This window comes from Streptomyces sp. MMG1533 (assembly GCF_001279775.1).
In the GTDB taxonomy this organism is placed as follows: Bacteria; Actinomycetota; Actinomycetes; order Streptomycetales; family Streptomycetaceae; genus Streptomyces.
This window is the reverse complement of sequence record NZ_LGDG01000237.1, coordinates 162,459-173,416: the sequence shown is the minus strand read 5'-3', so window position 1 is coordinate 173,416 and position 10,958 is coordinate 162,459. Positions and strand designations below refer to the sequence as shown.

11 protein-coding genes and 1 pseudogene are annotated in these 10,958 nt (G+C 70.0%); 2 read left to right on the top strand and 10 right to left on the bottom strand.

Going from position 1 to position 10,958, the window contains the following annotated elements; all coding sequences use genetic code 11:
- From ADK57_RS31125 to ADK57_RS31100, 6 genes and pseudogenes are all read right to left on the bottom strand, one after another.
- A pseudogene (locus tag ADK57_RS31125) lies at positions 1 to 212 on the bottom strand (glycosyltransferase); the annotation flags it as partial.
- The gene (locus tag ADK57_RS31120) at positions 209 to 745 is read right to left on the bottom strand and encodes a dCTP deaminase (protein ID WP_053752953.1); all 537 of its coding nucleotides are present in this window, start codon (positions 743 to 745) and stop codon (positions 209 to 211) included. The pseudogene ADK57_RS31125 and the gene ADK57_RS31120, both read right to left, overlap by 4 nt.
- Complete coding sequence (gene dcd, locus ADK57_RS31115; RefSeq protein WP_053752952.1) at positions 742 to 1,281, bottom strand: dCTP deaminase; 540 nt, start codon at positions 1,279 to 1,281, stop codon at positions 742 to 744. Before dcd ends, ADK57_RS31120 begins: the two co-directional genes overlap by 4 nt.
- Positions 1,278 to 2,513 carry a metallophosphoesterase gene (locus ADK57_RS31110; RefSeq protein WP_053752951.1) on the bottom strand — a complete coding sequence of 412 codons (1,236 nt, stop codon included), beginning with the start codon at positions 2,511 to 2,513 and terminating at the stop codon, positions 1,278 to 1,280. Before ADK57_RS31110 ends, dcd begins: the two co-directional genes overlap by 4 nt.
- Positions 2,510 to 3,793: a hypothetical protein gene (locus tag ADK57_RS31105; protein WP_053752950.1), complete on the bottom strand. Its 1,284-nt coding sequence runs from the start codon at positions 3,791 to 3,793 to the stop codon at positions 2,510 to 2,512. Before ADK57_RS31105 ends, ADK57_RS31110 begins: the two co-directional genes overlap by 4 nt.
- Before the next feature lie 39 nt (positions 3,794 to 3,832).
- Entirely contained in the window at positions 3,833 to 4,264 is a 432-nt protein-coding gene (locus ADK57_RS31100) for an ATP-binding protein (RefSeq protein WP_053752949.1), read from the bottom strand.
- A gap of 175 nt (positions 4,265 to 4,439) precedes the next feature.
- Here ADK57_RS31100 and ADK57_RS31095 point away from each other — a divergent pair, with 175 nt between their 5' ends.
- The gene (locus tag ADK57_RS31095; RefSeq protein WP_199830726.1) at positions 4,440 to 5,711 is read left to right on the top strand and encodes a helix-turn-helix domain-containing protein; all 1,272 of its coding nucleotides are present in this window, start codon (positions 4,440 to 4,442) and stop codon (positions 5,709 to 5,711) included.
- On the top strand, positions 5,708 to 6,253 hold the full coding sequence (locus tag ADK57_RS31090) for a flavoprotein (protein ID WP_053752948.1): 546 nt from the start codon (positions 5,708 to 5,710) through the stop codon (positions 6,251 to 6,253). The genes ADK57_RS31095 and ADK57_RS31090 overlap by 4 nt, the downstream gene beginning before the upstream one ends.
- Here ADK57_RS31090 and ADK57_RS31085 read toward each other — a convergent pair whose 3' ends face one another.
- The 4 genes from ADK57_RS31085 to ADK57_RS31070 all read right to left on the bottom strand — a co-directional run bounded on the left by ADK57_RS31085 (position 6,254) and on the right by ADK57_RS31070 (position 10,817).
- On the bottom strand, positions 6,254 to 7,951 hold the full coding sequence (locus ADK57_RS31085) for a relaxase/mobilization nuclease domain-containing protein (RefSeq protein WP_053752947.1): 1,698 nt from the start codon (positions 7,949 to 7,951) through the stop codon (positions 6,254 to 6,256).
- Positions 7,952 to 7,955: 4 nt separating this feature from the next.
- Positions 7,956 to 8,537, bottom strand: a complete 582-nt coding sequence (locus tag ADK57_RS52620) for a plasmid mobilization protein (RefSeq protein ID WP_420711921.1) — start codon at positions 8,535 to 8,537, stop codon at positions 7,956 to 7,958.
- Positions 8,538 to 8,752: 215 nt separating this feature from the next.
- On the bottom strand, positions 8,753 to 10,060 hold the full coding sequence (locus ADK57_RS31075) for a DUF3631 domain-containing protein (protein WP_053752945.1): 1,308 nt from the start codon (positions 10,058 to 10,060) through the stop codon (positions 8,753 to 8,755).
- A gap of 535 nt (positions 10,061 to 10,595) precedes the next feature.
- Complete coding sequence (locus tag ADK57_RS31070; protein ID WP_420711920.1) at positions 10,596 to 10,817, bottom strand: helix-turn-helix transcriptional regulator; 222 nt, start codon at positions 10,815 to 10,817, stop codon at positions 10,596 to 10,598.
- Positions 10,818 to 10,958 lie beyond the last annotated feature (141 nt).

Below are 10,958 nucleotides of genomic sequence, written 5' to 3'. Positions count from 1 at the left end.
CACTTGCCGACGACGGTGGGGAGGTCGATCTGGGGGGGGAGGTGGGGTTTGGGGGGGGGGGGGGCCAGCATGAAGGCCCGTGCGGGGATGAGGGGCTTGTCGCCGGTGTACAGGTCGAGGAAGAGTTCGACGCTGCCGCCGGGGCTTCCGGCTGGGAGGTCGAGGAAGGTGGCGGCCAGCGGCCCCGCGGCAGGGCGGACGAGGGGGCTCACAGCGCTCCTTGGGGGATCTCTTCGTACAGGCGGGAGATGTCGATGCCGTGCGTGGCGGCGTACTTGGCGCGCTGTTGCTGGTAGCTGGCCGGGGTGCCGAGGGTGGTGAGGAAGACGAGCTTGCCGAAGGTCATTCCCGGATAGACGCGGGCGGGCTTGGCAGCGCGGATCTCCAAGGTCCAGTGGATCGCGTGGCCCTGGTGGCCGAGTGGCGCGGAGACGTGGACCCATATGCCGAGGGCGCCGATGGTGCGGTTGCCGTTGAGGAGTTGGGCATACGTTTCCGAGCCGGTCCTCTCCAGCGTGACGCCGAGGTAGAGCACGCCGGGCTGCAGGACCAATCCGGAGGCAGGGATGGCCAGTTCGGTGAAGGCGGTGGGGGCGGCGGCGTCCAGGTCGCCGTCGCAGATGCGGATCGTGTCGCCCAGTCGCCAGTCGTAGGCATTGGGGGACAGGCGTGCCGGGTCGTAGGGCGCGATGGTGATCTCGCCTGCGCTGACGGCGGCGGCAATGGCGGAGCCGGTGAGGATCACGAGGCGCCCGCCTGCACGTGTGCCGCATCCCGCCAGTAGCGGGAAGGCTGGGGGCCGGCGGCGCCCTGGTACTTGCCTCGGTACAGGTCGACGTCCCCAGTGGAGACGAAGAACATGATCTGCCCGATCTTCATGCCCGCGTACACCCGCAGAGGGCGGATGGGGGACAGCATCAAAGTCCACTGGCCGTGGAAGCCGATGTCACCGATAGGGGCGGTGATCTCGACGAATAACCCCAGTCGTCCGACCGAGGAGCGGCCGAAGAGCAGTGGGATGAAGAGGTCCGAGCCGACCTCCTCGACGGTGTGGCCGAGGTACAGCTCGCCGGGCTGGAGGACGAATCCGTCCGTGTCGATTCGGATCGTGTGCGTGGGGTTGGCGTGGTGGGCGTCGATGACCTTGGTGGCGTACGTCAGCAGGGTGGCGCCCAGGCGGACGTTGTAGCTGTTGGGGTTCGTCTGCTTCGGGTCGAACGGGGTGATGCGAAGGCGTCCGTCGGCAACGGCCGTGTTGATCTCGGGCCCGGTGAGGATCATTGAGCGCCCCCTTGAAGAGCGTCGGCAGAGTCAGCGAACGGGGCCGCCAGGACGCTGCGCACCGCCTGGCCCAGACGCAGGCCGGCTTGATGAGCGCGGCCGCCGAGATAGGTGTCGGCGATGTAGTCGGTGGTCAGCACGATGCGCGCTGTGGGCGGAAGGGGCGTGGGCGCGACTGCCAAGGGTCCGATGTGTTCGACGAGATGAGCGAGCAGCTTGGCGTGCTCCTCGGACTGATCGTCGGAGAGGAAGGCGTGGACGAGCTGGTTGCCGAAGGGCTCGATGGCGAGCAGGTCGCCGAGGGTGAGGACATCGCCGAGCGGTACGGGGCGCAGAGCGGTCTCGTTGAGGATGACCGCGTCCGCTCCGAGGCCGGTGTGCAGGCGGGTGGCGATCTCGTCCAAGAGGAGGCGCCGGTCCAACAGGGCATTGCGATATGGCTCGTTCACGATGCCGAGCTGGCTCCCCAGGGTGCTGCTGACGAGGGCGATCTTCTCCTGCAGTACGGCGAGGTCCTCGGGGATCAGGGACGTGTTGGGGAAGGTGCCTACGCGGACGGCCCAGCCGGCCCCAACCGGCTCGGCAGTGGCGTACCCGACGCCGAGTTCGTGGCCCTTGACGACGAGAGTGTCACCGACGGGCACCGGACCGTAGGCGTCGCTGTGGCAGTGCCCGGCGAAGATGACGTCCGCGAACGGGCAGGCAGCGGCCAGCTTCAGGTCCTCGTTGAAGCCCGAGTGGGACAGCACCATCCAGGCGTCGGCACGGTGATGGTGCTCCAGCATCACCTCGCGCAGGGCCTGGGCCGGGTCGGTGACGTGGTGGCCGGTGCGCTGGTCGGCGGGGATCGCGCTGAAGGCTTGCGGGCTGATCACTGCGGTGACGGCGACTCGCCGGCCGCCGATCTGCTCGATGCGTACGCGGTCGAAGAGCGGCTTGCCGCTTTCGTCGGCTGCGTTCGCGCACACGGTCATTTCGTGCAACTGCGGTTCGAAGTAGTGCGGCCAGCCATGGTTTCCGGGGGCGAGCAGGTCGTACAGGCTGGTGAGGACCTCGCGCTCGATCTGCCCCTGGCCGAAGCGGTAGAAGCCGGTGCCTTCGAAGAAGTCGCCGCAGTCCACCATCAGGCTCTCGGCCCTGGCGGCTTGGAGGTAGGCGAGCATCGACGTGGCTCGGTCGAAGGAGGAGTGGACGTCGGTCGTGGCGGTGATTCGCTGGAGCTGCCGGGTCATGGAGTGACCTCGCAGATGTCGGCGCCCAGGGCGTGCAGTTTGGTGGGCAGGTCGGCGTGGCCGCGCCGGAGCTGTTCGAGGCCGCCGAGGGTGGTGACGCCGCTCGCTGTGAGGCCGGCGATGAGCAGGGCCGAGCCCGTGCGGATGTCGGTGGCCTCCACGCCGGCGCCGGTCAGCTGCTGCGGTCCGGTGAGGCGGCATTCGGTGGGCGAGAGCTCGTGGATCTCGGCGCCGAGGCGGGCGAGCTGGGGGAGCAGGTTGCCGTGACGGCCGGGGTTGATGGTGTCGGCGAACCGGTGAGTGCCAGGCAGACCGAGGGCGAGGGCCATCAGCGGTGGTTCGAAATCGGCGTCCAAGCCGTCGGGGGAGAGGGAGGCGATGGCGCGCAGCGATCGCCCGGTCGGCTCGGCGTCGTGGGCCCGGATGGTGAGAGCATCGCCCTCGGCGTCGGCGGGGACTCCGAGCCAGTTCAAGGCGGAGACCAGGGGAGCGACGTCGTCGCCGCGTACGCCACAGATGCGTGCGTCCCCGCCGGTCGCCGCGACCGCACAGGCCAGGGTCCCGGCTTCGACCTTGTCGCCGGGCACCGACCAGACGGTGGTCTCCGTCGGGACGGCAGTGGGTGGTGACAGCGTCAGGACGGACTCACTGACCTGGCACTCCCATCCCGCCACCTGCAACGCCTCTACGACGCTGATCACTTCAGGCGAGAGATTGGGGTGGCCAAGGCGCAGGGGCCGGCCGGCTACGACCGCGCGCAGGAGCGCAGCGACGCTCGCCCCACGAGAGCGGAATGGCAGCACCACGGACACGGTTCCGGTCCCACCAGTGGCTGCTTCCACGAGGTAGCCGCGTCCATCGACCGTTGTGCGGTCACCGAAGCGCTCGTAGACGTTGAAGTGCTGCTCCATCCCGCGTTCCCCGATCCGGCAGCCTCCCGGCCAGGGCAGCCGGGCTCGCCCGGACGCGCCGAGCAGGGCCGGTACGAGGTAGTACGAGGCCCGGATGCGGGCGGCGACCTCGGGATCGGGGCCTGGCTGGGGCTTGTCGCTCGGCAGGATCACGATGGTGTGCGGATCGCTGACCGGACGGGCCGTGTGCCAGCCGGCCTGTTGGAGCAGGGCGAGCATGGTCTCGACGTCCGTGTTCGACGGGACGTTGCTCAGATGCACCGGGCGGTGCAGGGCCGCGGCGGCGGCCAGCAGGGGCAGGGCCGCGTTCTTGGAGCCGTCGACGGTGATGGAGCCGGCGAGTGGGCTGCCGGGTCGCACGGCGACCACTTCTGCGGCGACGGGGGGAATTCGTACGGCTGTCAACGGTCAACTCCTCTGCAGGGGCAGGTGTGATGCAGTGGGTAGTGGGGTGCTGACCTTGAACTCGGCCCAGCAGCGTTTGCCGGGCGGCAGCGGATCGAAGCCGTGGCGGTCCGCGAGTGCTGCGACGAGGAACAGCCCGCGTCCGCCTTCCTCGTCCACATCCGACAGTCGGACCTGTGGGACAGCGGGGTTGGCGTCGTTCACCTCGATCCGCAGTCCCTTGTCGCTCAGGCAGGCGCCGGCCGTGATCGGGCCGCCGTTTGCGTGCCGGACCGCGTTCGCGATGAGCTCTGCGGCCACCAGCTCTGCCGCGTCCTGGAGTTCGGGGCCGAGGAAGGCGCCGAAAGTTCGTATCCCGTCCGCGAGCTGCTGGCGCGCGGACGCTGCGGCAGCTGGCGTGCCGGAGACGGGAATCCGGATGTGATGCGCTTCCATGAGCGGCCTCCTGGTCGGTTCGGCCACTCCACGCAACCGCTCCGGAGGTAAGCGGAACCAGTCGGTGTGCCGGGGCTGCATCACTTATGCAGGAGCTGCATCACTGCCAAATGCCGTTCGGTTACTCTCGGTTGAGCAGGCAGGATCGGCGACGGCAGAAGGGGCCGTGGCACAGATGGCCGAGGCACAGAGTGAAGCGAGACGGATCGGCGAAGTGATCCGTCAGGCACGCGTGTTACAGCGGCGCTCGCAGAGGGACGTTGCCGCCGCGCTTGGGTATCACCAGTCGAAGGTGAGCCGCCTGGAGAGCGGCAGGGGTACCGAGGACGTGCGAGTGCTGCGCGAGATCGCGCAGGTGCTGGAGATTCCGCCGCAACGTCTCGGCCTCGCCGCCGCTTCTGATGCCAGCCCCGCCGAGCCCGGAACAGAGGACATGCACCGCCGTACCTTCCTTGCCGCGAGCGTCGCCGCGCTCGCGGCTCCGCCGTCGTCGAGCGCGGCACATCACGACCTGATCCAAGTCCTGTTGCCAGGCACGAGCCCCGCGGCTACCGGGCGAGCCCTGGGCCTCGACGAGCTGCGGGACCGGGCACGGGCCGTACGCCGGATGTTCTGCACGTGCGACTACGCGGAACTGGAGCAGACCTTGCCGGGTCTGATCGCCGACCTGCGTCAGGCCGTCGGAGGCTCATCCGGCTCGGCGGAGGTGTCCGGGCTGCTCGCGACCGCCTACCAGACGTCGGTGAGCCTGTTGCTGAAGCGGGCCGATCAGGGCAACGCCTGGCTCGCGGCCGGTCGGGCCATGGCCGAGGCGGAACGGTCCGAGGATCCTGTCGTACTCGCCGCCAGTGTCCGCGTTCACGCTCACGTCCTCGTGCGGGAGAAGCACACGGCCCAGGCCGTGAACATGGTCCGCCACACTGCCGACCAGCTCACCGGCTCCTACGACCGGCGCTCGCCCCGGTACCTGGCAGCGGTTGGTCTGCTGTTGCTCCGCGGGGCGACCGCCGCCAGCAGAAACGGCGACCGCGACACCACCCAGGACTTCCTCGCCGAAGCCAAGGAAGTCGCTCGCTACGTCTCCTTCGACCGGCCGGACGCCTGGGCGAACTTCAGCCCCACCAACGTCGCACTCCACGAGATCAGCGCAGCAGTCTCCTTCGGTGACGCCGGCATCGCCCTGGAAACCGCACGGCCGCTCATGCGGCGGCACATTCCTGTCCCCGAGCGCCGGGCCGCGCTGTGGGTGGAGACCGCCCGCGCCTACAGTCAGCAGGGCAGGCTCGCCGAGGGCTACCAGGCCCTGCGCATCGCCGAGAGCTGCGCGGCACAGGACATCCGCCGCCCGGCCGTACGCGAACTGGTCGCCGACATGGCAGCCCGCGACCGCCGCCGGGCACTGCCCGAACTGCACCACTTCAGCCGTCAACTGGGAGTGCCCGCGTGAGTGATCAGCCCGACAAGCCGTTCCTACAGATCGTGGTCTGCGCGGCCGGGGTCGCCGCCGACGTCGGCAAGCTGATCACCGCAGCACAGGAACGGCACTGGGACGTCGGCGTCATTGCCACCCCACAAGGACTCGGCTTCCTCGACGCGGAGGTGGTCGAGACCCAGACCGGCCGCCCCATCCGCTCGGCCTGGCGATCACCGGGCGAACCGCGCCCGACCCGGCCCGCGGACGCGATGGCGGTCGCCCCGGCCAGCTTCAACACCATCAACAAGTGGGCCGCCGGGATTTCCGACAATCTCGCCCTGGGCGTCCTGTGCGAAGCACCCGCCATGGACATCCCGGTCGCCGTGCTGCCGTACCTGAACTCAGCCCAGGCCGCCCACCCCGCGTACCGCCAGAGTCTGGAACGGCTACGCGAGATGGGCGTCCTGATCGGCTCGTACGAACCGCACCGGCCAAAGGCCGGCGGCGGGGCCGACCGCTACCGCTGGGAGGAAGCCCTGGAGCTCCTTGCGCCCAAGCTGTCCGCCCCCGCCTGATCAGCGCAGCCGTTTCGGTGACCCCTGCGGTGGCCGAGCAATGGCAGCAGCGGGGTGGACCGGCACGCTGGGCCGTTGCATGGCACTGTGGGCCCTGGCTGCCTGGGCCCAAGGACCGGGAACGTGGCGCTCGCCGAGGCGGCGGACACGCCAGGTCAGCGCGCGGGCGGGACTGCGGGCGTCGTCCAGGGCACGTTGGTGCAGCGCTTGGCCGAGGACGGTGGCTGCGTTGTGTCCTGCTGCCTCTGCCTCGGCGAGCACGGTGGCGAGTGCGTCCCAAGCGGGGTCGTTGAGGATGCGCTCGGCGTGCTCCGGAACCACATCCTGAAGGTGGTGGGCGAAGCGGCGCTTGGTCTGCGGGCCGGGTGCCCGGCTGGCGAGGCCGACCAGGACGGGCTCGGCGGTCTGCGCGTACGCGGTCTGCAGGTGGAGGAGCGCCTGTTCGGCTGCCGCCTCCTGCTGGGCGTGCTGGCGGGTGCGGTGCCAGTGCAGCGCGACGGCGACCGCGGTGAGTGCGGCGTCCAGGAGCATGATGAGCCCGGTGCCGTCACTGTCCTGTGGCCTCTCGCGCCAGATGGTCTGGATGCTGCGGCGCAGGGCGCGGGTGCTGTCGAGGTCGGCGGCGATGCGGGAGCGGGTGGCGCGCTCGAAGGCAGCGGCGGCTTGTTCGACTTCGGCCCGCGCCGCGGTCGGTGCCATGACGGGCAGCAGGTCCAGCGTCGCGCCGAGCGCGACGAGTTGGCCCTGGGCCGTCTGCTCGTCGCCTTTCGTGAGGTGGTGGGGGATGCGTGCGGTGGCGGCGGTGGCCTGGTGCCACGGGTTGCCAGGCTGGATGGTGGCCGGCTCGGGGCTGGTGGTGGCGAGGCGTTCGCGGATCTTGGGCAGGGAGAGGTCAGGGGCGAGGGTGGAGCCCGCGAACCACACCGGGTCGCCTTCCTCGTTCACGTTGCCGGGCAGGGCGAAGTTGCAGCCGAGCGCGTCGCCGGAGGGAGCGAGTTTGAGGCGCACGTCCACGCCGGTCGCCTCCAGCAGAGAGAAGAACTCGACCTCGTCGGCCGCCGCGGCGACCGCACGGCGCACCCGCAAGCGCAGTACCTCACGAGCGGTGGCGTCCTGGCCCAGACGCTTGGCCTTGAAGTGCTCCTTGCTGGTGGGACGCTTGGCAGCGGTGCCGTCGCCATCCTTCAACCGCCGGAGCCCGTAGTCGATTTCAATCTGGCGGGCCTCCTTTTGTACGGCGCGCATGTCGTGGTCGCGCTGGGGGCGGCGGCCGTCCTGGCGCACGAGGGTGGCGGCGATGTGGATGTGGTCGTCGGCGTGGCGGACGGCTACCCAGCGGCAGGCTTCCTCGTCCCCGTCGGGGGCGATGCCAGCGGCGCCCAGGATCCGGCGGGCGATCTCGGCCCACTGGGCGTCGGTCAAGATCGGGTCCTCGGGCGCGGCGCGGACCGGGCAGTGCCAGAAGGTGGTCTCCGGCGCGCGGTCACCGAGCATCCGGACAGGCTGGTCGAGTTGTGCGGCGAGCTGCTTCTCCACCTCTCGGGGGTCGCGGTGGGGGCTGCGGCCGGGGTCGGGGGCGAAGCCGTTCCAGGACGCCACCAGGTGCGGATCGACGTGCTCGTTCGCGTCACCCTTGCCGTACAGGTAGTGGATCAGGCCACGCGTGGTGCCCCGACCGAGGATGATCTTGGGTATCAATGGCTCACCGCCCCTCCATGACCTGGGCGATAGCGGCGTCCAGCTCGGCGACGGATACCTCGACGCGGTCCAGGAGTCGCTGGACGGTCTCGGGGTGGGGCCAGGCGCCGTCCTGGTGGAGGTGCCAGGTGAGCTGGTTGAGGTTGCTGCCGACCTTGCCGAGCTGTCCGTTGGCGGCCATGAGCGCCTTCACCGTGGCGCGGTAGTCGGCCACCGCCGCAGTGGGGTCGTCGGCGCGGGCGGCGGCGAGCGAGCACTCGGCGACGTAGCCGCCTGCTGCCATGCGGCTCAGGGCAGCAGCCTTCTGGACGAGCTCGAACTCGTCGTCGTTGTAGCGGGGATGAACGCGGCGCTCACGCTGCTGCTTGTCACGCAGACGACGACGCGGCGCGGAGTTTTGCGGCGCGTTCGACGACGGCTCGACGGCCCCTCCCTCGGTCGGCTCCCCTGGGCCGGCCGACTCCGGCGCCGCCTCGGCGCAGGATGCCTCCGCCTCCCCTGGGGCGGGGGCCGGGCAAGGACTCCTTACCCGACAACTTGCTGCGCTGTCTGGGGCTGGGGTGGTGTGCGTCTGCTGTTGAGCCATGGGGCGTTTGTGGTGCTGTTCGTGCATGGGGGTGCTCCGGTGCTGAGGGGGCAGGAGATGTGTCACGTGCGTCGCATGCGTCCCATGCCTGGTCAGCACAGGTACGGACATGTGGGCAGGTACGGAGATGTCCGTCCCGGTGAGGACATCCGTCCCCGCGCTGACCTGCGCGGGGACGGATGCGACGCAGTGATACGGACCCAGGGGGAGGCGGGTCAGTGGGCGCGTTTGGGGCCGGCGGGGCCGCCGGGCGGGCCGATGGGCAGCTGGGCCGCCGGTGCGGTGGGCGGCTTGCCCTGGGCCGGGCGCGCGGGCGTGGCGTCGTGCGCGGGGGCGGGTGCCGTCTCGGCGAGGTCGGGGCAGTGGCGGGCCCAGCTGTCGAGGAACCGGTTACGGGAGTACCCCTTGGCCTGCCTGCCCTTGTCGAACCGGTAGTTGGCCGGGCGGATGCCGAAGTCCCGCAGCATTCTGCCCAGGTGGTAGGCGTTGAGCCCGTTGGCGCCGTGCTCTGCCCAGGGTGCGTCGGGGTCCTGGAGCAGGGCGGTGACCAGATCCAGGGAGGACAGAGCTTCGGGGTTGCCGTGTGCCTCGAAGATGCGGTGGATATCGCGCAGCAGCCGCGTCTTCAGGTTGGTCTGCTCGTCCTGTACGGCCTCGAACCGGGTCATCGCCACGCAGGCCGCACGGACACGGGCGGGCCAGTGGCCGCCGGCCAGGTCGGCGATGATGACCAGCGGCTCCCAGGTGTCCGCCGCCCGGTCCTCCACCGGCATGGTCGGCGCCATGCGGCCGGCCGTGCCGCGCAGCGGTCCCAGCCAGGCGGCCAGCTTGTCCCGCAGTGTGTTCAGCTCCGGTGTGGCGTAGCGCGAGCGGAACGGGGTCACCTTCTCGCCCGGCTTGCGCTTTTGCATGCGGAGCACGACCGCCCGGTCCGTGATCGTGTCGGGGAGGTCGCCGATCGAGGCCAGTGCAGCCATGGCGAAGGTCGGATACGGGGTCGGCTTGTGCTCCGGACCGGAGATGCGCCAGGCGGGCCGGTTGCGCTGGTGTCCGGCGTTCAGCAGGCCGCGCAGTTCCTCGTTGTCGCCGGCCTTGCTGAAGATGGTGTCGGCCTCGTCCACCAGGATCGTGCGCGGGTTCTTGCCGATGACGCGGAAGAGCACCGCCGTGGACATGTTCACCGTCATGATCGGCTGGTGGACGGTCTCGTGGAGCACGTCCAGCACCCGGGACTTGCCGCAGCCCTTCGTCGGGCCGACGACCGCTAGACGCGGCGCGTGCTGCAGAACGGTCTGGATGTGCGTGGCCGCCACCCACAGGGTGACTGCTGTCAGCGCCTCGTCACTGGGCAGCACGACGTACTTGCCGATCGCCGCCCGTAGCTCATCCAGCAGTTCCGCACCCTCACCGGAACCCCGTTCCCCAGGGGCTGCCGGTCCCCGAGGAGGCCGGGAGCCGGTCCCGTGATCCGGTCCCCGTGCGTCGACGGGACCGGTCCCCTCCTGCTGGGCGGTTCCCGCCACGGGGTTGTCAGTCCCCAGCGACTGGTGGGGACCGTGATCACGGTCCCCACTGCCGTCCCCTGGTGCAACTGCAGCCTCTTGGGGACCGGTCCCCATTTTGTCACCGCTGACCTGCGGGTTTGCGCCGGATGTCGATACGGGGACCGGGACGTGCGGGGACCGAGCAGCGGGCACGTCGCGGGGATCCCCAAGAGTGGCATCAGCAGATGGCTGGGGACGGTCCCCGTGTGCTTCCACATCCGCCGAGTGCTCGACGGTCCCCGACGCCGGGGACCGTGTGTCCGCCTGATCCCTGCGGCGCCAGGGGACGCCCTCGCCGGGGATCGCGGGAGTGGGCCAGCCGGTCGGGGAGGTGTTCGTGGAGCTGGGGGACGTAGAGTCCTCCATAGGCGTTCCTCTCCGGTGAGAGGCAGGACGGGCAAGGTCCCGCCCCTCACCAGCTCATTCGTTCAGGGATGGGCGATCAGTTGGGAAGTCTTCGGCCCTCGGCGTTGGCGCGCCGGGGGCCGCTTCGTTGTCCGCGCCAGACGCGGGGTCAGGCCGTCAGGTCGTACGACGTCTGGGCATCCAGCCACGCGTCCACCTCCCGCCACCGGTAGCGCAGATGACGGCCGACCTTGTGGACGCTGGGGCCGATGCCCCGGTACTTCCACTGGTAGAGGGTCTTCACCGGCACTCCGAGGTACGCGGCCACGTCGGTGGGAGTGGCGAGCTGGTCACGCTCGGCGCCGGCAAGGCGCGGGGAGTGGTTCGGCAATGAGGTCTCCATATCGGAATCAGGGTTTTGGATGGCAGGCGTGGGCAACACAGCCACACCACCTGGGAAGCGTCCAGAGTGAATTCTGAAACTCCCGGCTACTTCCCTCAGCGTCGCCGGGGAAGACCAAAACAGTAAGGG

Excerpts from the sequence above, each read along its gene's own strand:
- dcd (WP_053752952.1), bottom strand. The coding sequence starts at position 1,281 with ATGATCCTCACCGGGCCCGAGATCAACACGGCCGTTGCCGACGGACGC.
- ADK57_RS31110 (WP_053752951.1), bottom strand. The coding sequence starts at position 2,513 with ATGACCCGGCAGCTCCAGCGAATCACCGCCACGACCGACGTCCACTCC.
- ADK57_RS31100 (WP_053752949.1), bottom strand. The coding sequence starts at position 4,264 with ATGGAAGCGCATCACATCCGGATTCCCGTCTCCGGCACGCCAGCTGCC.
- ADK57_RS31095 (WP_199830726.1), top strand. The coding sequence starts at position 4,440 with ATGGCCGAGGCACAGAGTGAAGCGAGACGGATCGGCGAAGTGATCCGT.
- ADK57_RS52620 (WP_420711921.1), bottom strand. The coding sequence starts at position 8,537 with ATGGCTCAACAGCAGACGCACACCACCCCAGCCCCAGACAGCGCAGCA.